Here is a 25,111-nt window from a genome sequence, read left to right as displayed (position 1 = left end):
GGCGGGACTTTCAAATCGCGCCCCAGGGCCATGCGAGCCCGACCTGATCCGAACGAAAGGCCCTAAGCCTTCGCCCGGAACCCCCGCAGCCGCAGTGAGTTGCCGACCACGAACACCGACGAGAACGCCATCGCCGCGCCCGCGATCATCGGGTTCAGCAGCCCCATCGCGGCCAGCGGAAGCGCCGCCACGTTGTAGGCGAAGGCCCAGAACAGGTTCGTACGGATGGTGCCGAGGGTCCGGCGCGACAGCCGGATCGCGTCCGCGGCGGCCCGCAGGTCTCCGCGTACCAGGGTCAGGTCGCCGGCCTCGATCGCCGCGTCCGTGCCCGTACCCATGGCGAGGCCCAGGTCGGCCTGGGCGAGGGCGGCCGCGTCGTTCACGCCGTCACCGACCATCGCGACCGAACGCCCCTCGCCCTGAAGGCGCTTGACGACGTCGACCTTGTCCTGGGGCATGACCTCCGCGTACACCTCCTCGATGCCGACCTCGGCCGCGACCGACTCCGCGACCGCCCGGTTGTCGCCGGTCAGCAGGATCGGCTTCAGACCGAGCCGGCGCAGCCGCCGGATCGCCTCCGCGCTGGTGTCCTTCACCGCGTCGGCCACCTCCAGGACCGCCCGCGCCTCGCCGTCCCAGGCGACCGCGATCGCGGTGCGGCCCGCGGCCTCCGCCTCGGCCTTGCGGCGGGCCAGTTCCACGGGCAGGTGGATCTCCCACTCGGCCAACAGCTGCTCGCGGCCCACCAGGACCGCGTGGCCGTCGATGACGCCCTGGACGCCGAGTCCGGGGACGTTGGTGAAGTCCTCGGGGGTGGGGAGGGGTGCGCCGGTGCGTGTGGTGGCTCCGGTGGCGACGGCCTGGGCGATGGGGTGTTCGGAGGCGTGTTCCAGGGCGCCGGCGAGGCGCAGGACGTCGGTCTCTGTGGTGCCGTCGGCGGTGTGGACGTTCTGGAGGGTCATCCTGCCGGTGGTGACGGTGCCGGTCTTGTCGAGGACGATGGTGTCGACGCGGCGGGTGGTCTCCAGGACTTCGGGGCCCTTGATGAGGATGCCGAGCTGGGCGCCGCGTCCGGTGCCGACCATGAGGGCGGTCGGGGTGGCGAGGCCCAGGGCGCACGGGCAGGCGATGATCAGTACGGCGACGGCGGCCGTGAACGCGGCCGTCAGGCCCTCACCGCTGCCCAGCCAGAAGCCGAGCGTGCCGAGCGCGAGCGCGATCACGACGGGGACGAACACCGCGGAGATCCGGTCGGCCAGCCGCTGCGCCGCGGCCTTGCCGTTCTGCGCGTCCTCGACCAGCTTCGCCATCCGGGCCAGCTGGGTGTCGGCGCCGATCCGGGTCGCCTCGACGACGAGCCGGCCGCCCGCGTTCAGCGTCGCGCCGGTCACGGAGTCGCCGGCCGAGACCTCGACCGGGACCGACTCACCGGTGAGCATCGACGCGTCCACCGCCGAACTGCCCTCCACCACGGTGCCGTCCGTGGCGATCTTCTCGCCGGGGCGGACCAGGAACCGGTCGCCGACCTGGAGATCCTCCGTGCCCACGGTGACCTCGCGGCCGTCACGCAGAACGGTGACCTCCTTCGCGCCGAGCTCCAGCAGCGCCTTCAGCGCGGCGCCCGCCTTCCGCTTGGACCTGGCCTCGAAGTAGCGCCCGGCCAGGATGAACGCGGTGACGCCGGCGGCCGCCTCCAGGTAGATGTTCCCGGAGCCGTCGCTGCGCCCGATGGTCAGCTCGAAGGGGTGCGTCATGCCGGTCATCCCGGCGGTGCCGAAGAACAGGGCCCACAGCGACCACAGGAACGCGGCCGAGGTGCCGACCGAGATCAGCGTGTCCATGGTGGCCGCGCCGTGCCGGGCGTTGGTCCACGCGGCCCGGTGGAAGGGCCAGGCGGCGTACGTGACGACGGGGGCGGTGAGGGTGAGGGCGAGCCACTGCCAGTTGTCGAACTGGAGGGCCGGGACCATCGACATCGCGATGACCGGCACCGCGAGCAGGACCGCAGTGATCAGCCGCTGCCGCAACGGGCGGAGCTCGTCCGCCTCCGCCTGCCCGGCGGGGGCGTCGCCGCCGCGTACCGGCGGGGCGGGCTCCTGTGCGGTGTAGCCGGTCTTCTCGACCGTGGCGATCAGGTCCTGTACGGAGACGTCCTCGCCCCGGTAGCTGACCTTGGCCTTCTCGGTGGCGTAGTTGACGGTGGCCTCGACCCCGTCCATCCGGTTGAGCTTCTTCTCGATCCGGGCCGCGCACGAGGCACAGGTCATGCCGCCGATCGCGAGCTCGACCTCTGCGGCGACGCCGGTACCGGTGGGGCCGCTGAGGGCAGTGGTACCGGTGGTGGCTGCGGTCTGCGCGGACACGGGGCCTCCTCTTGTGAGGGTCATCATACCCCTGGGGGGTATGTATTGCTGCCTCAGGTATACCCCCTACCCCTATGAGAACGCAAGGGTGATCCGCTGCGGGAGCGCGGACCGCGCGCCTCCGGTCGCCTGTCACGTGTCCGACCTCGCGTATCTTCACGTTCGCGGTGAGGCTGCGCCCTCGGCCTACCGCCCCGTAGGCTGGCATTGGACTAGACCTATAGCTGCTTCCTGGAGGATTGGGTTCCCATGAGCAACCGTGCAGTCCTGGAGGTGATCGCTCTCGACGCGGAGGACGCGGTCGCTGCCCAGGCGGGTGGTGCGGACCGGCTTGAGCTGGTCACCGACATGGCGGCGGACGGCCTCACCCCGTCCTGCGCGACGTTCGCGGCGATCCGCGCCGCGGTGGACATTCCGCTGCGGGTGATGCTCAGGGTGGCGGACGGTTTCGCGGCCGGCGACGTCGGCGTACTCGTACGCAAGGCGCGTGAGCTGCGGGAGGAGGGCGCGGACGAGTTCGTGCTCGGCTTCCTGGACGAGGACGGCCACCCCGACCTCGTCGCGGTCGAGCGGATCGTCGCCGAGCTGGAGGGCTGTCACTGGACGTTCCACCGCGCGATCGACCGCGCTGCCGACCGGGACGCGCTGCGCAAGGCGCTCGCGGATCTGCCGGGCCTGGACACGTACCTCACCGCGGGTTCGCCCGCCGGGGTGGACGAGGGCATTCCGACCCTGCTCGTCGAGGCGGCGCGCAAGGGTGAGCCGGGGTACGAGCCGCAGATCCTCGTCGGCGGCGGCCTGCGCCTCGACCACCTGCCGGAGCTGCTGGACGCGGGCATCGACGCCGTCCACATCGGCGGCGCCGCCCGGCCGGGCGGCTGGTCGAGGCCGGTGGACGCGGCGGCGGTACGGGAGTGGCGGACGATTCTCGACGCGTAACGCGGTCGCGCGGTCGCGCGCGGCGAAACGGGCGGGGCGGGCTGCCGGACACGGCAGCCCGCCCCGCCCGCTGTGCGAGGGCGTCCGGCCGAACCGTCCGCAGGGCTCGTGCTGTCACGACCCTGGCGCAACAAACGCCCCCGGCTCCACAATGGCGACGACGGTATGGGAACGCTCCCACGGTGCCTCCCCGGCTTTTCCCATTGTCGTGGGAGCGCTCCCACCGCTTCTCCGTCATGCCTCGGACCGTATTCGCCCCTACCGAAAGGCCCCCGGTGAACGCCTCTCCGCCCCCGTCCCCCACCGGTCGCGCCCGCGCCCGGCGCGGGCGCCGTGTGCTCGGGACATTAGCTCTCACCGCACTGTTCGGCGGTGTCCTCACCGCGCCCGGTGCCGCCGCCGAGGACGCCGACCCGGCCCCGGAGCAGATCACCAACGGTGACTTCGCCGCCGGCACCGCGCCCTGGTGGTGGACCGCCAACACCGCCGCCGCCGTCACGGACGGCAGGCTCTGCACCGACGTACCGGCGGGAACGGCCAACCCCTGGGACGTGATCGTCGGTCAGAACGACATCCCGCTCGTCGCGGGGGAGACGTACAGCCTCACCTACACCGCCAGCTCCACCACCCCGCTGTCCATCCACACCAATGTGCAGCTGGCCGTCGACCCGTGGACCACGGACCTCTCCGCGACCGACCAGATCGGCACGGAGGCAGTCCCCGTCACGCACGTCTTCACCGCGACCGCGGACCGCGACGCCGCCCAGCTCGCCTTCCAGATAGGCGGCAGCGACGAGGCAGCCACCTTCTGTCTCGACGACGTGTCCCTGCGCGGCGGCGCCGAACCGCCCGTGTACGTGCCCGACACCGGCTCGCGCGTCCGCGTCAACCAGGTCGGATACCTCCCGCAGGGCCCCAAGAACGGCACCCTGGTCACCGACGCGACCGAGCCCCTGCCCTGGACGCTCAGGGCAGCCGACGGATCGGCCGCCGCCACCGGCACCACCGCCCCGGGCGGCATCGACCCGACCTCCCGCCAGAACGTCCACACCTTCGACTTCAGCGACGTCACGACGGCAGGCGACGGCTACACCGTCGAGGCGGACGGGCAGGTCAGCGAGCCGTTCTCGATCGGGTCCGACCTGTACGACACCCTGCGCAGCGACTCGCTCGCGTACTTCTACCAGAACCGCAGCGGCATCGAGATCGACGCGGACCTGGTCGGCGAGCAGTACGCCCGCCCGGCCGGACACCTCGACGTCGCCCCCAACAAGGGCGACACGGACGTGCCCTGCCAGCCGGGCGTCTGCGACTACCGGCTCGACGTGCGGGGCGGCTGGTACGACGCCGGTGACCACGGCAAGTACGTCGTCAACGGTGGCATCGCCGTCGCCGAGCTGATGGACACCTACGAGCGGACCCTCACGGCCGACGGTGCCGAGTCCGCCGAACTCGGCGACGGTGCGCTGCGGGTGCCCGAGCACGGCAACGACGTGCCGGACATCCTCGACGAGGCGCGCTGGGAGCTCGACTTCATGATGCGCATGCAGGTCCCGGCCGGGCAGCCGCTCGCCGGAATGGTCCACCACAAGATGCACGACGCCCAGTGGACCGGCCTGCCGCTGCTTCCCCATCTCGACCCGCAGCAGCGAGAGCTGCACCCGCCGTCGACCGCCGCGACCCTCAACCTGGCCGCCACGGCAGCCCAGTGCGCCCGGCTCTTCGCTCCGTACGACGCGGACTTCGCCGACCGGTGCCGTACGGCCGCCGAGACGGCGTGGACCGCGGCGAAGGCCCACCCGGACGTGCTCGCCGACCCCAACGACGGGACGGGTGGCGGCACCTACAGCGACAACGACGTCTCCGACGAGTTCTACTGGGCCGCCGCCGAACTCTTCACCACCACCGGCGCCGACGCCTACCGTCAGGCGCTCCTCGCATCGCCGCTGCACGGTGACACGGACAAGGTCTTCCCGGCCGACGGCGGCATGTGGTGGGGCGGAACCGCCGGTCTCGGCGTCCTGACCCTCGCCACCGTCCCCAACGACCTCACCGCCGACCAGCTCGCACAGGTCCGCACCGTGGTGACCACGGCCGCCGACCGCTACGCCGCCCAGACCGAGAACCAGCTGTACGGCGTCCCGTACGCACCCACCGGCCAGAACTACGCCTGGGGATCCAACAGCCAGGTGCTCAACAACATGATCGTGCTGGCCACCGCCGCCGACCTCACCGGGAAGGCCGGGTACCGGAACGCCGTACTGCGCGGCGCCGACTACCTCTTCGGACGCAACCCGCTGAACCAGTCGTACGTCACCGGGTACGGCGAGCGCAGCTCCGAGAACCAGCACCACCGGGTCTGGGCGCACCAGAGCGACCCGTCCCTGCCCCACCCGCCCGCCGGCTCCCTGGCGGGCGGACCGAACCTCACCGCCCCCACCTCCGGTGACCCGGAGGCAGCGGCCAAGCTCACCGGCTGTGCGGCGGCGATGTGCTACCTCGACGACAACGGCTCGTACGCCACCAACGAGGTCGCCATCAACTGGAACGCACCGCTGGCCTTCATCGCCTCCTACCTGGACGACGCCGCTGACGGCGCGGGCCCGGCCCGCGCCTGCACCGTCACCTACTCCTCGCACCCGTGGAGCACCGGCTCGACCACCACGGTCACGGTGAAGAACACCGGAACCGAGGCGCTCACCCCCTGGTCCCTGACCTGGCTGCTGCCGGGCGACCAGAAGCTCAGCCACACCTGGAGCGCCGAACTCACCCAGTACGGGCGGACGGTGACCGCCGCACCGCTGTCCTGGAACCGCACCCTCGCACCGGGGGCGGCGATCGACTTCGGGTTCAACAGCAGCGTCTCGGGCGCCGCCGCCGACCCGGGCACGGTCAAGCTGAACGGGAGGGCCTGCACGGCCGGCTGACCGGACACGGGGTGGGGGCGGCCCGCCGCCCCCACCCCGTGCACGTCAGCCCAGCTCCTCCGGCAGCGGCGCCGCGTGAAGGACGATCAGCCCCGACACGGCGCGGGTCAGCGCGACGTACAGCCGGCGAAGCCCCGTCCGCTCGTCGGGCTCGCCGTCGACCACCGCGGCCGGTTCGTCCAGCACCACGTAGTCGTACTCCAGGCCCTTCGCCAGCGACGCCGGGACCAGCGTCAGCCGGGACTCGGCGGTCGTCTCCTGGCCGGGGGAGAGGTAGCTGTGGCCCGCCGCGGTCAGCGCCTCGGCCAGCGCCGGAATGCGCGCGTCGGCGGCGATCAGGCCGGTCGAACCCTCCTGCTCCAGGGACTCCGCACACGCCGCGACCACAGCCGCGTCCAGCGCGTCCGCACCCGTCACTTCCCTCACCGACAGCGAACCGGGCGACTCACGCACCGACTCCACCGCCGCGAGCCCGGGCGAGATCACCGGCAGCAGCCGGGAGGCGTAGGCGATCACCTCGCGCGGCACACGGAAGCCCGCCGTCAGCTCCTCCACCACAGCGTCCGACTTCCCCAGATGGTGCAGCGCCTGATCCCAGCTCTGCGTCGACCACGGCGTCGTGCCCTGCGCCAGGTCACCGAGCACCGTCGCCGAACCTGTCGAGCAGCGCCGGCCCACCGCCCGGTACTGCATGGGGGACAGGTCCTGGGCCTCGTCGATGACGACATGACCGAGCGAGTGCGTACGCGCCACCAGATCGTTCGCCTCGTCGATCAGCACCGCGTCCGCCGCCGACCACTTCGCGGACTTCACACTGCGAACGGGCTTCGTCCAGACGATCGCCTTCTGCTCGTCCTCGCTCAGCAGCCCGTCCGCGTGCTCGGCCAGGAACTCCGGGTCCGACAGCAGCCGCAGCACCAGCTTCGACGGTTCGACCGCGGGCCAGATCGCCTTCACGGCCGCCTTCACCGCCGGGGTACGCGCCACCGCGTTCTGCACCCGGTCGTCGGGAGCCTCGCCCGCCTCCTCCATCCGCACCAGCACGGCGTGCGCGATGCGGAGCGGAAGGGCCTCGTGCGCGGCCCCGTACCGCATGTCGCGGGCCAGCAGCTCCTTGACCATCTCCTCGATCTCGTACGCAGGCACCCGCCAGCGCCGCGAACCGCGCACCACCATCACCGGCTCGGCCGGCATCGTCACATGCGAACGGATCGCCCTCCGCAGCACCTCCGCCATCCGGGCATCGCCCTTCACGACTGCGGCCCGCGCCTCGTCCGCGCCCCGGACCTCCACCTGCGCCGTCACCAGGTCCTCGACCGTCGCCTGCTTCACCTCCAGCTCACCGAGGGCCGGCAGCACCTGCTCGATGTAGTGCAGGAACGACTTGTTCGGCCCGATGACGAGCGTCCCGGTGCGGGCGAGCCGCTCGCGGTGCGCGTACAGCAGATACGCGACCCGGTGCAGGCCGACGGCCGTCTTCCCGGTGCCGGGCCCGCCCTGCACACACACGGTGCCGCCGAGATCGCTGCGGACGATCTCGTCCTGCTCGGGCTGGATCGTCGCGACGATGTCACGCATCGGACCGACACGGGGCCGCTCGATCTCCGCCTGGAGGAGCTTGCTCGTCTGCGCCGCCTCGGACGGGTCGGTGAGGTGCTCGTCCTCGTACGCGGTCAGCTCACCGCCCGTGTAACCGAAGCGGCGCCGCTGACCGACGTCCAGCGGGTCCTTCCGGGACGCCCGGTAGAACGGCTGGGAGACCGGCGCACGCCAATCGATGACCATCGGATCGCCGTCGGCGTCGTGGACGTGCCGGCGCCCGATGTAGAACTGCTCGCCCTCCGCGCCCTCGGCCTGCGCCGCACCGACGACATGGAGGTAGTCCAGCCGCCCGAAGAACAACGGGGTGTGGGACAGGTCGGCGAGCGACTTGATGCGGTCGGCGATCTGGGCCTGCAGTACTGCGGCGTTCACCCAGTTCGCCGTGACATCGCGGATGTTCAGGGCCTGGGCGTCCTCGCGCATGGCGCGCAGAGCGGCGCGCGAGGCGGCGAGATGGGCGCGCTCATGGGCGAGGGGATCGGTGGTGGTGTCGCTTTCGTGTTCGTGCGCGGGCACGGTGTTGCCTCCGGCATTCAACGCAGGACGGCGGACCGCACCCCGTCCCCGGTCACTGCTGGGGGACGATGCGGTCCGCTCGGGAATCGATCACTGGCTGTCGGCCGGTTTCCGTCCGGTCGGCGGCGCTCCCCCGGCTGCCGGCAGGCCCTTACGGACGGCCGGTACCACGGTGCGGGAGGCGGGCAGACCGGCGATTGTATCGACCGCTCCTGTTCGGCGCGAACGAATATCGCCCGGGTCCATCCCGTAGGGGACGGCATGCGACCACAGGGGTAGACGCACGCCCCCGCGCTTCAGCCTGCGGGCCGACGCCGCGAGGCACTCGTCCGGAGCACCATGGAAGACATGAGCACCGTCACCCTGAACCCCCGAAGGACCGGCCCCGCGCACGGCGCCACCGCGGCCACCGGTCACCCCCACCACCACCGCGCCGGAGAAGCACTGCGCGCCGTCAAGGTCTTCGTACGGGCCGCGTTCGGCGTCGTCGTCCTCGGCGAGTACGCGGAGGAGGCGGGCGTCCGCCGCACCCACTGAGCACGACGCCCGCCCCTCCCCGGCCCGTCAGCTGTCCGACAGCAGCTCGTCCGCGTCCACGATCCGGTACGCGTAGCCCTGCTCGGCCAGGAAGCGCTGGCGGTGCGCCGCGAAGTCCTGGTCGATCGTGTCGCGCGCGACCACCGAGTAGAACCGCGCCTCGTGCCCGTCGGCCTTCGGCCGCAGCACCCGGCCCAGCCGCTGGGCCTCCTCCTGGCGCGAGCCGAAGGTGCCCGACACCTGAATGGCGACGGTGGCCTCCGGCAGGTCGATCGAGAAGTTCGCCACCTTCGACACGACCAGCACGCTGATCTCACCCTCCCTGAAGGCGCCGAACAGCTTCTCGCGCTGGGCATTGCTGGTCTCGCCCTTGATCACCGGGGCGTCCAGATGCTCGCCCAACTCGTCGAGCTGGTCGATGTACTGCCCGATGACCAGCGTCTGCTCGCCCTGGTGCTTGCGCACCAGCGCCTCGGTGACCTTCCGCTTCGTCGCGGTCGTCGCGCAGAACCGGTACTTCTCCTCGGGCTCGGCGGTCGCGTACGCGAGCCGCTCCGAGTCCGTCAGATTGACCCGCACCTCGACGCAGTCGGCGGGCGCGATGTAGCCCTGCGCCTCGATCTCCTTCCACGGGGCGTCGAACCGCTTCGGCCCGATCAGCGAGAAGACGTCCGACTCACGCCCGTCCTCCCGCACCAGCGTCGCGGTGAGGCCGAGCCGGCGCCGGGCCTGGAGATCGGCGGTGAACTTGAAGACGGGCGCGGGCAGCAGATGCACCTCGTCGTAGATCACCAGCCCCCAGTCGCGGGAATCGAACAGCTCCAGGTGCGCGTAGACGCCCTTACGGCGGGTCGTCAGCACCTGGTACGTGGCGATGGTGACCGGCCGGATCTCCTTGCGCGTACCGCTGTACTCGCCGATCTCCTCCTCGGTCAGCGAGGTCCGCTTCACCAGCTCGTGCTTCCACTGCCGGGCCGAGACGGTGTTCGTGACCAGGATCAGCGTGGTCGCCTTGGCCTGCGCCATCGCGCCGGCCCCGACCAGCGTCTTGCCCGCGCCACAGGGCAGCACGACGACCCCGGACCCGCCGTGCCAGAACCCCTCGACGGCCTGCTGCTGGTAGGGCCGCAGCGCCCAGCCGTTCTCGTCCAGCTCGATGGGGTGCGCCTCGCCGTCCACGTACCCGGCGAGGTCCTCGGCGGGCCAGCCCAGCTTCAGCAGCGTCTGCTTGACCTGCCCGCGCTCGGACGGGTGCACGGCCACGGTGTCCGGGTCGATCCGTGCCCCGACCAGGGGCTGGACCTTCTTCGACCGGAGGATCTCCTCCAGGACCGGCCGGTCCGTGGAGGTCAGCACCAGCCCGTGGACCGGGTGCTTGGAGAGGGTGAGGCGGCCGTACCGGTCCATCGTCTCGGCGATGTCGACGAGCAGCGCGTGCGGTACGGGGTAACGCGAGTACTTCACGAGCGCGTCGACGACCTGCTCGGCGTCGTGCCCCGCGGCGCGGGCGTTCCACAGCCCGAGGGGGGTCAGCCGGTAGGTGTGGATGTGCTCGGGCGCACGCTCCAGCTCCGCGAAGGGGGCGATCACACGGCGGCAGGCGTCGGCCTGCTCGTGGTCGACTTCGAGGAGCAGCGTCTTGTCGCTCTGAACGATGAGGGGTCCGGTCACGCGCTTCGGCCCTTTCTGCGGCGGGGTGGCCGTGTACCGGCCAAACTCCCAGTGTGCCGTATGTGGGGGCGGGGTGTTCTTGTGCCCCGGTCCGGGCTGGGGGTTCCGTCCTCAATCGCCGGACGGGCTTGGGTGCGGGTGCCCCGCGGGGCGCTTCACCCGGTGGGTGGGGGTCCGGGGCCCCTCCGGGGCGTCTCCTCAGACGACGAACGTTCCGCGGGTACGCGAACGACCCGGGTCGATGTTCGTCGTCCTGCGGGGACTCCCCTGCACGGCCCCGGACCCGGCCGCCCTGCGTCTGCGGCAGTCTCGGAGCCGGTGTTCAGACGCACACGATGCAGGGTGGGGGCGTGCAGGGGAGTCCCCGCAGAAAATGGCGTACGACCCGGGTATCTGTTCGTTGTCGGGTGCACACGCCATTTTTGAGGAGTCTCCCCGGAGGGCCCCCACCCCCACCCACCGGGCAGAGGCGAGCCCGCGGGGGACCCGCACACAAGCCCGTCCGGCAATTGAGGACGGAACCCCGCACCCCAGGGGCCGTCACGACGTCTGGTCGTCCGCCAGTTCCGCCACGCCCGTGATCCGGTGCAGGGGATACGTGCGGACCTCGTCCGCCGTGTGGTCGTACCCCGTCACGTAGCCGCCTTCCACGCGGACCGGGGCGATCACGCGCTGGCTGGCCGCGCCGTCCGCGTTGACGTAGCCGATCCAGATCGCGGAGCCCGTCATCGCAGCGGCCTGGACGGTGACCAGGGTCTCCGCGGAGGTCGTACGGGGAAGGGTGCCGGCGGGCGCGGAGGGGCCCGTTTCCTTGTGGACGACCGTCGCCGCCGTGTCCCCGGCCCGGATCGCCCGGACCGCCGCGCCCAGCAGCGTGGGGTCGGGCACCGGCGGGCCCTCGGGTACGGGGACGGGGGCCGTGCGGGGCGGCGTGCGGACGGCACCGGCGCGGGTGATCAGGACGTCGCCGTCGGCGGACTCCGCGGCGGGCGCGTACCCCATCTCGCGCAGGCCGTCGAGGAGGGACGCCGGGTCGACCTGGGCGGCCAGGGCCGTCGGGGCGAGGCGGCGCAGCCGCAGGGTCGCGGAGCGCTTGTCGGCGAGGATCTCGTTGAGGACGGCCTCGTCGTCGCAGCGTACGTACGCGGAGGCGGCGCCGATCCGCAGGTGGCCGTGGCGGCGGGCCACGTCGTCGATGAGGTAGCTGAGCGGCTGAGGCACCGGCGTACGGCTGTGAGCGGCGAGGAAGGCGTGCAGGTCGGCGGCGGACTGCCCGGCGTCCAGGGCGCGGCGTACGGAGCCGGGCGTGAAGCGGTAGACCGTCGCGCCGCCCTTCGACTCGATGTCCGCGAGGGCGCCGAGCATGTCCGCGAGGGGGCGTTCCAGCGGACCGGGGGCGACGGCCGTCAGGTCGGCCTGGAGCAGGACGTGGTCCAGGGGTTCCGGGATGAGCGGGGCGAGCTGGGCGGCGGCCTCGGCGGGCCCGCCGGAGAGCAGGGCGCGGGTCTGCGAGGCGAGGGCGCCGCGGCCCGTGATGCCGAGGAGCTCCGACTCGTTCAGCGTCCACAGGGCGATCCGGGACCGCAGGTCGGTGGTGTCCCCGGCGGACGCGGAGGCGCCGCGCAGCGGGCGTTCCCAGCGGAGCCGGGCGAGCAGGGACTCCGGGTCGGGGGCGGTGCCGGGCGGCAGGGCGGCGAGGAGGGCCAGGACCCGGTGGCGGACCTCGGGCGCGGCGGATCGGTCGAGTTCGGGGCCGAGGGTGGACAGGGCGCGGCCCTTGGCGTCCTGGCCGCCGACCAGGCCCGAGGTGCGGGTGGCCGCGAGCCAGGCGGAGGCGAGCTCCACCCAGCGGTCCTGGGCGGACAGTTCCGACCAGTCGTCGTACGCGGGAGTCGGCGCGTACCGTTCGTCCGCTTCGCCGTCGGAGGCCAGCAGCCCGGCCGCGTAGGCGAGTTCGATCCAGAACGCGGCGACGGGTTCCGGCACGTCCAGCGTGGTGGCGGTCTTCTTCAGTTCGCGGACACTGAGGCCGCCGGCCCGCAGTATGGCGGGGCCGCCGCCGTTCCAGCTCTTGAGCAGTTCCTCGACGGTGGACACCGCGAGGAACGCCTGGCCCGCCGCCGCACTGTCCACAGCCTGTGGATCGCGTTCGGCGACGGCGACGACGGCGGGCGGCTGCGGCTCGGGCACCCGGTGGGCACGTCCGGCGCGCAGATGCAGCGCGGCCTCGCGCGGCAGCACGACGGTGCGGGTCGACACGGGCAGCAGGAGCCCGCGGTCGCGCAGCCACTTCACGGGCGGGGTGGGATTCGGGGTGACCTCGCCGTACGGCGGGCCCCAGACCAGCCGGTCCAGTACCGACAGCGCCTCCACCGGGGCGGTGTCGAGGAGTTCGCCCATCCGGGTGCGGTCGGTGAACAGCGCGGACAGGGCGCTCACCGCGGAGACCGGGTCGTAGGTGGCGGGCAGCCCGGCCTCGCTGAGGATCTCCTGGAGCCGGCCGGGCGACATGCCGGCGGTGGCCTCGGCGACGGTCGGGCCGAGACCGGTGGGGGAGGGGTGCTGCGGTGACGGCGACAGCAGCTCGCGGGCGGTGCGCACCAGGCGCAGCCGGTCGTTCTCCCCCCAGACGAGGGCCTGTTCGCGCAGGGTGGCGAGCGCGCCGGGCAGCGCGGCCACGATCGCGGCGCCCGCGTCGTCCCGATGCTCCCCGTCGTCCCGGCCGTCGCCGGTGAGCAGGCCGAGCAGGATGTCGTACGGGGCCGGGTCGGGTGCGACGGCCAGTGCCTCGGCGGTCTGCAGGGCGAATCGGTCGAGGTGTTCCAGGGCGCGAACGACGGAGGCACGGGTGCCGGCGCGCGTCGCGAGCTGGGTGATGTCGCCGGGCACGGGGGTGAGGAGATCCGGCCGGGCACGCAGCAGCCCGGCCAGTGACTCGTCGTCCCGGGCGCGCAGAGCCTCGGCGAGCGTCCGCGGTGGTGTGGTCATCCCCATCCGTCCCACGGTAGTCGCTCCGGACAGGCCCGAGGGCGCTACCGTCGGTGCAGGGCCGTAGAGGGGAACCATCGCGTGGGGATCGAGAGCGACCAGCTGGTCTACGACTACCTGAGCCGGGTCGGCGACCTGGCGCAGCAACAACAGCTGTCCTCGGGCACCCGGATGAGGCTCGTGTCGGAGCTGCGGGGCGAGATAGACCGGCAGCGTGAGGCGCAGGCGGCGGACACACCCGGGGCGGTGCGCCGCATCATCGGCAAGCTCGGCACCCCCGACGAACTCGTCGCGGCGGCGGCCCGTTCGGCCGACGTGTCGCCGCCGCCGCCGGTGCCGCAGGAGCCGGACCGGGGCGGCGCGCAGGCGGCGGGGATCCCGCGCCCGCGCCGGGCGAGGCTGCGGAAAGACAGTTCGCGCAAGGGCGCGTCGGAGGCCCTCGGGGAGGTGCGGGGGGAGGCTGCGCGGACCTCGCCCGGACCGGTGCCGTCCCCGCCGCACCGCGCGGGCTCGGACGAACTCGGCCCGTCCCGCGACGACACGGACTGGTGGAGTGTCGCTCCGGGCCGGTTCGGCGACACCGGTGAGTTCGGCGCGGGCACCGATGTGCCGGGCTTCCGGGGCGGGGTGGAGATCCCGGCCGTGCTGAGGCCGCCGGTGCCGGATGACGACGAGGACGACGCGTACGAGGACGACGAGGCGTACGAGGAGGAGGCCGAGGAGCCGCGCCGACGGAGGCGGCTGCCGCGGCTGCGCCGCGCCCGAGCCGAGGACGTCGCTCCCCGCGGCTTCTCGCACCCGCTGCTCCTGCTGGCCGCCGCGCTGCTGGTGGCCGGTGCGGTGATCGACACCCCGCAGGCCCTGCTGGCCCTGGCGGGCGGCTGGCTGCTCGCGTACAGCTCCCGCAAACTGTCGCGCGCGGAGGCGAAGTGGGCGGTGATGGGGCTGCCCGGGGTTGTCGCGGTGGGGGCCCTGGTCTGGCTGTGGGGCCGGATGGACGGGCGGTGGGGCGCACCCATCGCGGAGGGCCGGATGGGCCCCGCGATCGGCGATACGTGGCCGTGGGTGGTGCGGGGTGCGGCCGTGGCCTCCGCGCTCTACCTGGTGTGGCGTGCGCGGGGCCCTCGGCCGGGCGGGCGGTGAGGTTGCCCCGGTCCTGGGTGCGGGGTTCCGTCCTCAATCGCCGGACGGGCTTGTGTGCGGGTCCCCCGCCGGGTGCGCCTCTGCCCGGTGGGTGGGGGTGGGGGCCCTCCGGGGAGACTCCTCAAAAATGGCGTGTGCACCCGACGACGAACAGGGACCCGGGTCGTACGCCATTTTCTGCGGGGACTCCCCTGCACGCCCCCACCCGGTCTCGGTCGCGTCTGCACACCGGCGGTAGTGCTGTCGCAGACGCGCGACGGCCGGGTTCGGGGCCGTGCAGGGGAGTCCCCGCAGGACGACGAACACATACCCGGGTCCATCGCGTACCCGCGGAACGTTCGTCGTCCGAGGAGACGCCCCGGAGGGGCCCCGGACCCCCACCCACCGGGGCACAGCGCCCCGCGGGGCACCCGCACCACCAAGCCCGTCCGGCGCTTGAGGACGGAAGCCCGCGCCCCGGGCCGGGGCAACCGAAACGCCCAGGAACCCCGGCGTCAGCCGGCCAGCTTCGTCTGGAACTCGTCGAGGATCTGGTCCGCTGCCGTGTAGCCGATGCCGGCGATCCACAGGCGGTCGTCGACCTTGAAGACCTTGCCGTTCTTGGCGGCGGTCAGCCCCTTCCACAGGCCGCTCTTCATCGTCTTCGTCGTCCCCGCCTTGTCCGGGTCGCCGTACGTGGACGTGAAGACGACGTCCGCGTCCGCGAGGTCGATCTTCTCGGGGGAGACGTCGTACGAGAAGCCGTCCTTGGCCTTGTCGGTGATGGCGGGGCGGCCCATGCCGAGGTCGGCGAGGATCGAGCCGATGTAGTTCTGCTTGCCGTAGATCCGGATGTCGGCGCCCTCGACGAAGCGGACGAAGTTGACGTCCGTGGCCGCGGCCTTCGCCTTGCCGCCGATCGCCTCGGTCACCTCGGCGACGTGGGCGTCGTACGCGGCGACGATCTTCTTCGCCTCGGCCTGCTTGCCGAGCGCCTCGGCGTGGACCTGGAAGTTCTCCTTCCAGGCGGTGCCGGTGGACTCGGTCATCACGGTGGGGGCGATGGCGCTGAGCTGCTCGTAACGGTCGCCGTCACGGACCTTGCTGGTGAGGATCAGGTCCGGCTTGAGGGAGGCGACGGTCTCCATGTTGGGGTTGGCGATCTCGCCGACCTCGGTGAGCTTCTTCGTCCTGTCCGCCGGCAGGTACGTGGGGAAGCCGTCCTCCGTCGCCGAGTGCGTCGCGCCGACGGGCTGCACGCCCAGGGTGAGCGCGGAGTCCAGCTCGCCGGTGTCGAGGACCACGACGCGCTTGGGCGCCACGGGGACCTTGACGTCGCCCATGGCCGTCTTGACGGTGTGGGTCGCGGCGGCGTCCGTCTTGGCGCCGTCGGAGTCCGAGTCGGACGAGCAGGCGGTCAGCGCGAGCGTGCCGGTCAGGGCGAGGGCGCCGAGGGTGATACCGCGGCGGCGCAGGGCGGTGGACATGAAGTGCCTTTCGTGGGCGGTGTCAGGAGGACGGTGTGGGCTGCCAGGGCGCACCCGGTACGACGAGCGGCGATCCCGTCACCGGGTCCGGGACGATCACGGCTTCGAGGCCGAAGACCTCGCGGACGAGTTCGGCGGTGACGACGTCCTGCGGGTGGCCCTCGGCGACGATCCGGCCCGCCTTCATGGCGACCAGATGGTCGGCGTAGCGGGCCGCCTGGTTGAGGTCGTGCAGCACCGTCACCACGGTCCGGCCGCGGGTGCCGTCCGAGGCCGGGGCGGCCAGTCGGCGCACCAGGTCGAGGACCTCCACCTGGTGGGCGATGTCGAGGTATGTGGTCGGCTCGTCGAGCAGCAGCAGGTCTGTGTCCTGGGCGAGGGCCATCGCGATCCAGACGCGCTGACGCTGTCCGCCGGAGAGCTCGTCCACCGAACGGGAGCCGAGAGCCGTGATGTCGGTACGTTCCATGGCCTCGGTCACCGCCCGCTCGTCCTCCTGGGACCACTGCTGCCACCAGTGCTGGTGGGGCTGGCGGCCGCGGGCGACGAGGTCGGAGACGGTGATCGCCTCGGGGGCCACGGGGGTCTGGGGGAGCAGCCCGATCGACTGGGCGATCTTCTTCGTGGGGATCTTCGACAGCTCGGTGCCGTCCAGGAACACCGCCCCGCCGCGCGGCTTGAGGAGCCGGCCGAGGGCGCGCAGCGTCGTCGACTTGCCGCAGGCGTTGGGCCCGACGATGACGGTCACCTTGCCGTCGGGGACGGCGAGGTCGAGTTCGTGGACGACGGTGCGGTCCTCGTACGCGAGGGTCAGCTCGCGCACCGTCAGCCGGCTGGTCGCGGTGTCCTGCTGCCGGGTCGTGGTCATGCGTTGCCTCCCGAGCGGCCACCGTGACCGCGGATGATCAGCCAGATCAGATACGGGGCGCCGACCGCCGCCGTCAGGACGCCCACCGGCAGTTCGGTGGGGGAGAAGAGCCTGCGGGCCAGCAGGTCCGCGAAGACGACGATCACCGCGCCGAGCAGGGCCGAGCAGAGCAGCGGAATCTGTGCGGTGCGGGTCATGCGGCGGGCGATCTGCGGGGCGAGCAGCGCGACGAAGTCGACCGGTCCGGCCGTCCCCGTGGCCACGGACGCCAGGATCACACCGAGGGCGACGAGCCCCAGCCGTACCCGGCCCAGTCGGACCCCGAGCGCGGTCGCCGTGTCGTCGTCCATGGACACGGACCGCTGGGCGCGGGCGGCCCACAGGACGGCGGGCAGCAGGATCAGCAGGGTCCAGCCGATGGGCGCGGCCTCTTCGTAGCCGCGGCCGTTGAGCGAGCCCGTCATCCAGATCTGGGCCTGCTGGGCGACGAGGTAGTCGCCCTTGGTCAGGAACAGGGTCGTGACCGAGCGCAGCGCGATCGCGAAGCCGATGCCGATGAGGACGAAGCGGGTGGCGTGCAGCCCGCCGCGCCACGCGAAGGCGTAGACGAGCGCCGCGGCCGCGACCCCGCCGATCACCGACAGGTACGGCAGGACGGTGTACGAGGTGATGCCGAACGTCATCGCGCCGACCGTGAGCGCGCTCGCGCCCTGGCTGATGCCGATGATGTCGGGGCTCGCGAGGGGGTTGCGGGCCACGGTCTGGATCAGCGCGCCGGCGATCCCGAACGCGAGGCCGACGAGCAGCCCGACGAGCATGCGCGGCAGCCGAAGCGTGCCGACGACGAGTTCGTCGGGGGAGGGCCGTCCCAGGATCACGTTCAGGACCTCGGACGGCGCGACGAAGCTCTCGCCGACGCAGAGGTACGCGACGCAGACGACGGCCAGCAGGACGACGAGCGAGGCCGCGACGACCGTGGCCCGGCGGTGCAGCAGGAACCGTCCGCGGGTCCCTATCCGTACGAGGCTGTACCCGGCGGGCCGCACGGCGGCCGTCGGGGCGCTCATGCGGGCACCGCCTTCCGGCGCACCAGCGTGACCAGGAACGGCACCCCGATCAGGGCCGTCATGACCCCGGCGGGCACCTCGCTCGGCGGGAAGAGGATCCGGCCGATCACATCGGAGACGAGCAGCATCACGGGTCCGATCAGGGCGGCCATCGGGAGCACCCAGCGGTGGTCGCTGCCGACGACGGCGCGGGCGATGTGCGGTACCGCGAGACCGATGAACGCGATCGGCCCGGCCGCGGCGACTCCGGCCCCGGTGAGCACGGTGGCACCGATGCCCCCCACGATCCGTACGGTCGCGATCTTCTGCCCCAGGCCCTTCGCCATGTCCTCGCCGAGGGCGAGTGCGTCGAGCCCGCGGGCGACGCAGAGCACGAGAATCGTGCCGAGGAGCAGGAACGGCCAGATCTGCTGCGCCACCTCGGCCTCGCGGCCGGCGATCGAGCCGACCTGCCAGAACCGGAACTCGTCCAGTGCGGACGCCTTCGTGGTCAGTACGGCCATGGTCACGGACACCAGCAGCGCGTTGATCGCGGCGCCGCCGAGTGCGAGCTTCACCGGGGTGGCACCACCGCGCCCGCTGGAGGCGATGGCGTACACGGCGACGGAGGCGATGGCCGCCCCCGCGAAGGCGAACCAGACGTATCCGGTGAGCGTGTGGATCCCCGCGTACGCGATGGCCAGCACCACTCCGACCGACGCGCCCTGGCTGATGCCGAGGATGCCGGGGTCGGCGATGGGGTTACGGGTGATGCCCTGGAGCACCGTGCCGGCGAGGGCGAGCGAGGCGCCGACCATCAGGCCGATCAGGGTGCGGGGCACCCGCATGTTCCGGATGACCTCGGCGGCGTCGGAGTGCCCGCCGTGGAGCAGGGCGTCGAACACCTCGGACGGGGGTATGGAACGCGCCCCGACGGCGAGGCTGAGCAGTACGGCGACCAGCAGCGCCACGACGGCCGCCGCCGTCGCGAGAGCGCGTCTGGAGCGGCGTGGTGCGGCGGCTGACATCGGACCCCATCGACAAGCGAAACAAAGCAAAACAAAGCCAAGCAAAGTAAGGCTTGGCTAAGTCTAAGCGTCGGCTGTGCGGGGCTTTCCGGGGGTGGGCCGGGAGTGGCGGGCGGTCGGCACAATGGGCGTCATGGCTACGCACGCACTGACGGTCGGCTTCGACCTGGACATGACGATCATCGACTCCCGGCCCGGCATCGCGGCCGCCTTCGTGGCGCTCTCCGAGGAGACGGGGGCATTCATCGACACCGATCTGGTGGTGAGCCGGCTGGGCCCGCCGCTGGCGCAGGAGATCGCGCACTGGTTCCCGGCGGCCGATGTGGCCGCGATGACCGACCGCTACCGCGAGATCTACCCCGACTACGCGATAGGCCCGACGCTCGCGATGCCCGGAGCGCGGGAGTCGATCGAGGCGATCCGCGCGCTGGGCGGCCGGACGATGGTCGTCACCGCCAAGTACGAGCCGAACGCGAAGCTGCACCTGGCCCACCTCGGCATCGAACCCGACGTGACCGTGGGCGACCTCTGGGCCGAGGCGAAGGCCCAGGCGCTGCGCGAGCACGGAGCGGGCGTGTACGTGGGCGACCACACGGGCGACGTACGCGGCGCACGGGCGGCGGACGCCTGCTCGGTGGGCGTGACGACGGGCCCGTGCGACGAGGCGGAGCTGCGCGCGGCGGGCGCGGATGTCGTCCTGTCGTCCCTGACGGAGTTCCCGGCGTGGCTGGAGACGTACGTGTAGCCCTCGGCCGGGCGGGGCCCTCTGCCGGGCGGGCGCGCGGCGTTTCGGTTGCCCCGGTCCGGGGTGCGGGGTTCCGTCCTCAATCGCCGGACGGGCTTGGTGGTGCGGGTGCCCCGCGGGGGTTCGCTGTTGCCCGGTGGGTGGGGGTCCGGGGCCCCTCCGGGGCGTCTCCTCGGACGACGAACGTTCCGCGGGTACGCAGCGGACCCGGGTCGATGTTCGTCGTCCTGCGGGGACTCCCCTGCACGGCCCCGGACCCGGCCGTCGTGCGTCTGCGACAGCACTATCGCCAGCGTGCAGACGCACACGATGCAGGGTGGGGGCGTGCAGGGGAGTCCCCGCAGAAAATGGCGTACGACCCGGGTGTCTGTTCGTCGTCGGGTGCACACGCCATTTTTGAGGAGTCTCCCCGGAGGGCACCCACCCCCACCCACCGGGTGAAGCGCCCCGCGGGGGACCCGCACCAAAGCCCGTCCGGCGATTGAGGACGGAACCCTAGCGCCGAGGCGCCCCCGCTCGCGCAGACCGGATCACGCCTGCCGCGGCGATCAGGAAGCCGACGCCCATCAGCATGCAGAGGGACCAGGCGATGGACGGCAGCGGGTGGGTGCCGAGGAAGAGCGGGGCCATGGTGGCGAGGGTCGACAGGGCGCCGATCAGGAAGACGATCGCGCCGATACGGACCAGCCGGTCGCCTGCGCCGGAAGAAGGAGTACTCACTTCGTCAGGGTAGTTCCCGGCGGCGGCGGATCACCCCCGGGCGGCCTGCGGAAGAAGCAGGTGCCGTTTCCGGACAGAGTCCGGATGACCAGGCTTGACGAGGGGTACTTCACCTGTGGAGGCTTCTGCCAGCAGGGGAAGCGCGACCACAGGACGGCCTGACCTGCTGAGGCTTTGTTCCGGCATACGGGTTGAGATGGGGTGCGTGCTTTGCCGACTGGCAAGGTCAAGTGGTTCAACAGTGAGAAGGGCTTCGGCTTCCTCTCCCGCGACGACGGCAGTGACGTCTTCGTGCACTCGTCCGTGCTTCCCGACGGAGTCGACGCACTCAAGCCCGGCCAGCGCGTCGAGTTCGGCGTGGTTGCCGGACAGCGCGGTGACCAGGCGCTTTCCGTGGCGATCCTCGACCCCACCCCGTCCGTCGCGGCAGCCCAGCGCCGCAAGCCGGACGAGCTGGCGTCGATCGTGCAGGATCTGACGACCGTTCTGGAGAACATCACACCGATGCTGGAGCGCGGCCGCTACCCCGACAAGGCGGCCGGCGCCAAGATCGCCGGTCTGCTGCGCGCGGTCGCGGACCAGCTCGACGTCTGAGCGGCAGCACGAGGAGGTGTGGGACGGCCCCACGGGTGTGCGGCACCCGGGCAGGGCCGTCCCGCACCGTTTCCGCCCGCTCAGCGCCGCAGCGCCTCGACCGGCTGGATCCGGGACGCACGCCAGGCCGGGTAGAGGCCGGCGAGAAGGCCGGTGGCGAGACCGATCACCGGGGCCGCCGCCACGGTCGCGGGGTGGATGAGGGGTGTCCAGTCCCGGGCGACGGCGACGCCGACCACGGTGAGCGTGCCCAGACTCGTCCCCACGAGCCCGCCCAGCGCGCCGAGTGCACCGGATTCCGTGAGGAACTGCGCGGTGATGTGCCGGGCTCGTGCGCCGAGGGCGCGGCGCAGTCCGATCTCTCCCGTGCGCTCCAGCACCGCGACGAGTGTGGTGTTGGCGATGCCGACCGTGCCGATGACCAGGCAGATGCCGGCGAGGAGCAGCAGGAGCTGGTTGAGGTCGCCGCTGACATTGCCCCGCAGGGTGCGCGGGTCGGGTGGCGGGATCGACTTGAACCGCTCGGGATGGGCCGGGTCCAGGGCCAGAGCCGCCTCATGGGCGACCTGGGTGGCGGCGCCGAGCCGGGTGGACACCAGCATCTTCGCGCGTTCCCCGCGGGCGGGACCGCCCCAGTACTTCTCGGCCGTGGTGCTCGGGACGATGACGGAGAGCAGCAGGTCCTCCTGCCGGTCCACATCGTCCACGATGCCGATGACGGTGAGGGGGGTACCGCCGACGAAGACCGCGGGCTGGGTCTCCAGGGTGGTGATGCCGAGCCGGTTGGCCAGCCCGGAGCCGATGACCACCACGTCTTCGGCGCGACGGTGGTGGAAGGCGTCGAAGAGCCGTCCCTGGGCCAGCGTCGGGCCGGCCGCCGCCAGCACTCCGGGGGTCGCGGCGACCACCGGGGCTTCCTCGCCGCCTGCCCCGTCGCCGACGGGCGCCGCCGTGACCGTGCTCCTGCCGCTGACGGAGACGTGCCAGTACACGCCTGCGTGCTGGACGCCGTGCAGCCGCTCCATACGGGAAGGCGCGTCGTCGGGGAAGGAGTTGGCGAGGTGTTCGGCGCTGTCGTCGCCGATGTCCTCGATCGTCACCTCGGTCGCGACGAGCGTGTTGAAGCGTGAGTCGATCTGCGAGGACGCGGTGGCGGTGAGGCCGAGGATGGCGACGAACGTGCCCACGCCCAGCACCGTGCCCAGTGCGGTGAGGGCGGAGCGGCCGGGGCGCTGGAGCATTCCGGCGTGGGCCTCGGTGAGCAGATCCCGGGTCCGCAGACGTGTACGGGGAGCCGCACGGGTGGTGCCCTGCCGTGGCCGGGAGCGTGGCCCGAGGGCTCTGAAGTGCGGACGGTTCATCAGATACCCGCCGCTGCGGGGGTGGTGTGGACCGCGCGCGTGCCGGATTCGGTGAGGATGCCGTCCCGGATCGTCACCGTCCTGGCCGCGCGAGCTGCCACGACCGGGTCGTGCGTGATGACGAGGAGGGTCATGCCGTCGTGGTGGAGTTCGTCGAGGAGCGTCAGTACGGACTCGGCCGTGGTGGAGTCCAGATTGCCGGTGAGTTCGTCGCAGAGCAGCAGCGAGGGGCGTGCGACCAGGGCTCTGGCGATGGCGACCCGCTGCCGTTCGCCGCCGGACATCCGGATCGGCAGCGCGTCGGCCCGGTGGTCGAGTCCCACCCGGTGCAGGGCTTCGAGTGCGCGCTTCGTTCGTTCGCGGCGCGGCGTTCCCGTGTACAGCATGGAGAGGGTCACGTTCTCGACGGCGCTGCGATGCGGTACGAGGTGGAAGGCCTGGAAGACGAAGCCGATGCGCCGGCCTCGCAGTGCCGTGCGGTCCGCCTCGTGCAAGGCGGTGGTGTCCGTGCCGTCGAGCAGATAGCGGCCCTGGGTGGGCACGTCGAGCAGTCCGGCGATGTTGAGGAACGTGGACTTCCCGGACCCCGAAGGGCCTACGACGGCGAGGTACTCACCCCGTTTCACCGCGAGGCGGCACGGCTTGAGCGCCTCGACCGGTGGCGGTCCCGGGTACGTCAGAGCCACGTCGTCGAACTCCATGACGAGGGGCGTGGCATCGGGTTGTCCGGAGCTTCCGGTGAGGGAGAGAGGTGCGGGAACCGTCATGAAGGCAGGCCGCCCTGTTCCGCCGAGCCGCTCCCGGTCGGGCTGATGCCGACGATGACCTTGTCGCCGGGAGCGAGGCCGTTCGGTCCGGTCGGGGTGACTTCGACATACCCGTCCCCCGAGATGCCGGGGCGTACCTCCACCCGGCTCCGCCCGCCGTCCTTCCGGAGGACGGTGACGGTGGTGCGCGCGTCCGCGCCCGCGGACACCGCGGAGATCGGAACGACGAGAACCTTGTCCTTCGATGTTGCCGCCTCGACCGTCAGTCGTACGTCCTGGTGGGCGAGTTCGGTGGGCAGCGCCTTGTCGGGGGTGACCACGAGGGCGTGGCCCACCGCGCCCTTGCCGGTGTCCTGCGCCGCGCCCTCCTCCTGTTCGGCGGGGTCGGCGGCGGACAGTGCGCCGGCCACCGAGGCGACGACGCCCGAAGCGGTGACGCCGGTGAGCTCGGAAAGCATCTGCACCTTCTGGCCCGGCCTGACCAGGCCCGTCTCGCTCGAACCGAGGGACCCCTTGACCACCAGGTCACCGGCCGAAACGGTGAGGAGCTTGTCCCCGGCGGGGCCGCCCACCCGCGCGGCGAGTGTGTCGACGCGGGCCGGGAACACGGGGAAGAAGGCGAGTTCGGACGCGGGGACCATGGGACCGTCCGCCCCCTCCACGGTCTGCAGCTCCGTCCGGGCGTCGGCCAGGTCCTCGGCTGCGCGTTGTCTGTCGGTACCGGCCTTCGCGTCCTGGAATGCGCGCTCCATGTCGGTCACCGCGCGCCGGGCGTCCCGGAGCTTTCGCTGCCCGTCCTCCTGTGCGGGGACGGGGTCGTAGCCGAGCGACGCGTAGAGCCGGGTCACCGCCGCCTTCGTCCCGGCGCCGAAGTAACCGGCCTGATCGCCCTGACTGCTGAATCCCATGGCGGACAGGGCGTGTTGGAGCTGGCGTACGTCGTCCCCGTGGGCCCCGGGCCGCAGGTCGCGGTAGACGGGCAGACCGCCTTCGAGGGCGAACAGGGGGCGCCCGGAGATCTCCAGCAGCACCTTGCCGGGCTTCACCGAAGCGCCGGGTTCGACCATCACCTTCGTCACCACGGGGGAGCCGGAGTCCTTTCCGGACGGTCCGGCGGAGGAGACGTCGAAGGTCCGGCCGGCGGCGACCCGGCCCCGCAGGACAACGCTGTCGGTCAGCACCCGCCGCTCCACCGGGGCCGTGAGAACGTCCGGCGCGGGCGGGCCGACCTCGGCGGCTGCCTGCTGGGGCGAGGAGATGTAGGCGGTCGACACGAGGCCGATGCCGGTCAGGGCAACCGCGAGGGCCGCCACCGTCAGGAGGGCGTGCCGTCGGTTACGCGGCATCGCGCCTCCCGGCTTGCTGCGCACGGGATGCCTCGGACGGTTGGGCGTCCGTCCGGTCACGGGCCGGATCCAGCCAACCGAGTTCCTGTGCTCGTGCGCCGAGTGCCAGCCTGCTGTTCACGCCGAGTCTGAGCATCAGCCCCTTCACGTGACGTTGCACGGTGCGGTGGCTCAGCCCCATGGCGCGAGCCGCCCGGGCGTCCTCATATCCGGCATAGAGCAATTGCAGGAGCCGTAGCTCCCTTTCGTCGACTCTATGAATTATGTCCGACTTGATCATATCCCCCCCCGGGGAATCATCCACGAAATCGTGAGTTCCGTGGTCCGGACCAGGCTAGCGCATTGATTGAATGTCGAGATAGCCCCGCGAATCGCCCCAAGGTGACACAAAGGTGCATGCCGGCTGACGTATTTACGTCACGGTCCACGAGGTGGGTGGTAAGGCGTGTGGGGAGTGATTAGTGTCCGGTGACTGTCATGTCGG

19 protein-coding genes are annotated in these 25,111 nt (G+C 72.0%); 6 read left to right on the top strand and 13 right to left on the bottom strand.

Going from position 1 to position 25,111, the window contains the following annotated elements; genetic code table 11:
• Positions 1 to 62: 62 nt before the first annotated feature.
• Positions 63 to 2,387: a heavy metal translocating P-type ATPase gene (locus tag OG912_RS14120; protein ID WP_443061090.1), complete on the bottom strand. Its 2,325-nt coding sequence runs from the start codon at positions 2,385 to 2,387 to the stop codon at positions 63 to 65.
• A 225-nt stretch (positions 2,388 to 2,612) separates the two neighbouring features.
• Here OG912_RS14120 and OG912_RS14115 point away from each other — a divergent pair, with 225 nt between their 5' ends.
• Together OG912_RS14115 and OG912_RS14110 are read left to right on the top strand one after the other, a co-directional pair.
• Positions 2,613 to 3,302 carry a copper homeostasis protein CutC gene (locus OG912_RS14115; protein ID WP_327709631.1) on the top strand — a complete coding sequence of 230 codons (690 nt, stop codon included), beginning with the start codon at positions 2,613 to 2,615 and terminating at the stop codon, positions 3,300 to 3,302.
• A gap of 275 nt (positions 3,303 to 3,577) precedes the next feature.
• Complete coding sequence (locus OG912_RS14110) at positions 3,578 to 6,229, top strand: glycoside hydrolase family 9 protein (RefSeq protein WP_443060972.1); 2,652 nt, start codon at positions 3,578 to 3,580, stop codon at positions 6,227 to 6,229.
• 45 nt (positions 6,230 to 6,274) lie between these two features.
• Here the strand turns inward: OG912_RS14110 and OG912_RS14105 are convergent, their stop codons facing one another.
• Positions 6,275 to 8,347, bottom strand: coding sequence for a HelD family protein (locus tag OG912_RS14105; protein WP_327709630.1), 2,073 nt, complete (start codon positions 8,345 to 8,347; stop codon positions 6,275 to 6,277).
• 348 nt (positions 8,348 to 8,695) lie between these two features.
• Here OG912_RS14105 and OG912_RS14100 point away from each other — a divergent pair, with 348 nt between their 5' ends.
• A complete protein-coding gene (locus OG912_RS14100; RefSeq protein ID WP_326737828.1) occupies positions 8,696 to 8,884 on the top strand; it encodes a hypothetical protein in 189 nt (62 codons plus the stop codon).
• A 27-nt stretch (positions 8,885 to 8,911) separates the two neighbouring features.
• Here the strand turns inward: OG912_RS14100 and OG912_RS14095 are convergent, their stop codons facing one another.
• Both OG912_RS14095 and OG912_RS14090 read right to left on the bottom strand, forming a co-directional pair.
• Entirely contained in the window at positions 8,912 to 10,555 is a 1,644-nt protein-coding gene (locus OG912_RS14095; protein ID WP_327709629.1) for a DNA repair helicase XPB, read from the bottom strand.
• 540 nt (positions 10,556 to 11,095) lie between these two features.
• On the bottom strand, positions 11,096 to 13,549 hold the full coding sequence (locus tag OG912_RS14090) for a helicase C-terminal domain-containing protein (protein WP_327709628.1): 2,454 nt from the start codon (positions 13,547 to 13,549) through the stop codon (positions 11,096 to 11,098).
• Positions 13,550 to 13,624: 75 nt separating this feature from the next.
• Between OG912_RS14090 and OG912_RS14085 the strand changes: the two genes are divergently transcribed.
• Complete coding sequence (locus tag OG912_RS14085; protein ID WP_327709627.1) at positions 13,625 to 14,686, top strand: hypothetical protein; 1,062 nt, start codon at positions 13,625 to 13,627, stop codon at positions 14,684 to 14,686.
• Positions 14,687 to 15,180: 494 nt separating this feature from the next.
• On the opposite strand, the gene OG912_RS14080 is transcribed toward OG912_RS14085, so the two are convergent.
• Genes OG912_RS14080 through OG912_RS14065 form a run of 4 tightly spaced genes read right to left on the bottom strand, consistent with a single transcriptional unit; the run spans position 15,181 to position 19,094 of the window.
• Positions 15,181 to 16,152, bottom strand: a complete 972-nt coding sequence (locus OG912_RS14080) for an ABC transporter substrate-binding protein (protein ID WP_327709625.1) — start codon at positions 16,150 to 16,152, stop codon at positions 15,181 to 15,183.
• 22 nt (positions 16,153 to 16,174) lie between these two features.
• Positions 16,175 to 17,020 (bottom strand): ABC transporter ATP-binding protein, encoded by an 846-nt coding sequence (locus OG912_RS14075; protein WP_327709624.1) that lies wholly within the window; start codon positions 17,018 to 17,020, stop codon positions 16,175 to 16,177.
• A complete protein-coding gene (locus OG912_RS14070) occupies positions 17,017 to 18,087 on the bottom strand; it encodes a FecCD family ABC transporter permease (RefSeq protein WP_327709623.1) in 1,071 nt (356 codons plus the stop codon). Before OG912_RS14070 ends, OG912_RS14075 begins: the two co-directional genes overlap by 4 nt.
• Positions 18,084 to 19,094 carry a FecCD family ABC transporter permease gene (locus OG912_RS14065; protein WP_327709622.1) on the bottom strand — a complete coding sequence of 337 codons (1,011 nt, stop codon included), beginning with the start codon at positions 19,092 to 19,094 and terminating at the stop codon, positions 18,084 to 18,086. Before OG912_RS14065 ends, OG912_RS14070 begins: the two co-directional genes overlap by 4 nt.
• Positions 19,095 to 19,227: 133 nt before the next feature.
• Here OG912_RS14065 and OG912_RS14060 point away from each other — a divergent pair, with 133 nt between their 5' ends.
• Positions 19,228 to 19,839 carry an HAD family hydrolase gene (locus OG912_RS14060; RefSeq protein ID WP_443060971.1) on the top strand — a complete coding sequence of 204 codons (612 nt, stop codon included), beginning with the start codon at positions 19,228 to 19,230 and terminating at the stop codon, positions 19,837 to 19,839.
• Between the two features lie 495 nt (positions 19,840 to 20,334).
• Here OG912_RS14060 and OG912_RS14055 read toward each other — a convergent pair whose 3' ends face one another.
• A complete protein-coding gene (locus tag OG912_RS14055; RefSeq protein WP_326737837.1) occupies positions 20,335 to 20,559 on the bottom strand; it encodes a hypothetical protein in 225 nt (74 codons plus the stop codon).
• Between the two features lie 210 nt (positions 20,560 to 20,769).
• Here OG912_RS14055 and OG912_RS14050 point away from each other — a divergent pair, with 210 nt between their 5' ends.
• Positions 20,770 to 21,153: a cold-shock protein gene (locus OG912_RS14050; protein ID WP_285574602.1), complete on the top strand. Its 384-nt coding sequence runs from the start codon at positions 20,770 to 20,772 to the stop codon at positions 21,151 to 21,153.
• Between the two features lie 80 nt (positions 21,154 to 21,233).
• Here the strand turns inward: OG912_RS14050 and OG912_RS14045 are convergent, their stop codons facing one another.
• From OG912_RS14045 to OG912_RS14030, 4 genes are read right to left on the bottom strand one after another with little or no spacing between them, the layout of a single operon-like run.
• Positions 21,234 to 22,514: an ABC transporter permease gene (locus OG912_RS14045; RefSeq protein WP_327709621.1), complete on the bottom strand. Its 1,281-nt coding sequence runs from the start codon at positions 22,512 to 22,514 to the stop codon at positions 21,234 to 21,236.
• Entirely contained in the window at positions 22,514 to 23,281 is a 768-nt protein-coding gene (locus OG912_RS14040) for an ABC transporter ATP-binding protein (RefSeq protein ID WP_443060970.1), read from the bottom strand. Before OG912_RS14040 ends, OG912_RS14045 begins: the two co-directional genes overlap by 1 nt.
• Entirely contained in the window at positions 23,278 to 24,627 is a 1,350-nt protein-coding gene (locus OG912_RS14035; RefSeq protein ID WP_327709619.1) for an efflux RND transporter periplasmic adaptor subunit, read from the bottom strand. Before OG912_RS14035 ends, OG912_RS14040 begins: the two co-directional genes overlap by 4 nt.
• A complete protein-coding gene (locus tag OG912_RS14030; protein ID WP_327709618.1) occupies positions 24,617 to 24,907 on the bottom strand; it encodes a LuxR C-terminal-related transcriptional regulator in 291 nt (96 codons plus the stop codon). Before OG912_RS14030 ends, OG912_RS14035 begins: the two co-directional genes overlap by 11 nt.
• Positions 24,908 to 25,111 lie beyond the last annotated feature (204 nt).

The organism is Streptomyces sp. NBC_00464 (assembly GCF_036013915.1).
GTDB lineage: Bacteria > Actinomycetota > Actinomycetes > Streptomycetales > Streptomycetaceae > Streptomyces.
The sequence above is the reverse complement of the archived record's forward strand: the minus strand, read 5'-3'. Positions and strand labels throughout refer to the sequence as shown.

Excerpts from the sequence above, each read along its gene's own strand:
- OG912_RS14120 (WP_443061090.1), bottom strand. The coding sequence starts at position 2,387 with ATGACCCTCACAAGAGGAGGCCCCGTGTCCGCGCAGACCGCAGCCACC.
- OG912_RS14115 (WP_327709631.1), top strand. The coding sequence starts at position 2,613 with ATGAGCAACCGTGCAGTCCTGGAGGTGATCGCTCTCGACGCGGAGGAC.
- OG912_RS14100 (WP_326737828.1), top strand. The coding sequence starts at position 8,696 with ATGAGCACCGTCACCCTGAACCCCCGAAGGACCGGCCCCGCGCACGGC.
- OG912_RS14090 (WP_327709628.1), bottom strand. The coding sequence starts at position 13,549 with ATGGGGATGACCACACCACCGCGGACGCTCGCCGAGGCTCTGCGCGCC.
- OG912_RS14080 (WP_327709625.1), bottom strand. The coding sequence starts at position 16,152 with ATGTCCACCGCCCTGCGCCGCCGCGGTATCACCCTCGGCGCCCTCGCC.
- OG912_RS14075 (WP_327709624.1), bottom strand. The coding sequence starts at position 17,020 with ATGACCACGACCCGGCAGCAGGACACCGCGACCAGCCGGCTGACGGTG.
- OG912_RS14070 (WP_327709623.1), bottom strand. The coding sequence starts at position 18,087 with ATGAGCGCCCCGACGGCCGCCGTGCGGCCCGCCGGGTACAGCCTCGTA.
- OG912_RS14065 (WP_327709622.1), bottom strand. The coding sequence starts at position 19,094 with ATGTCAGCCGCCGCACCACGCCGCTCCAGACGCGCTCTCGCGACGGCG.
- OG912_RS14060 (WP_443060971.1), top strand. The coding sequence starts at position 19,228 with ATGGCTACGCACGCACTGACGGTCGGCTTCGACCTGGACATGACGATC.
- OG912_RS14045 (WP_327709621.1), bottom strand. The coding sequence starts at position 22,514 with ATGAACCGTCCGCACTTCAGAGCCCTCGGGCCACGCTCCCGGCCACGG.
- OG912_RS14040 (WP_443060970.1), bottom strand. The coding sequence starts at position 23,281 with ATGACGGTTCCCGCACCTCTCTCCCTCACCGGAAGCTCCGGACAACCC.
- OG912_RS14035 (WP_327709619.1), bottom strand. The coding sequence starts at position 24,627 with ATGCCGCGTAACCGACGGCACGCCCTCCTGACGGTGGCGGCCCTCGCG.
- OG912_RS14030 (WP_327709618.1), bottom strand. The coding sequence starts at position 24,907 with ATGATCAAGTCGGACATAATTCATAGAGTCGACGAAAGGGAGCTACGG.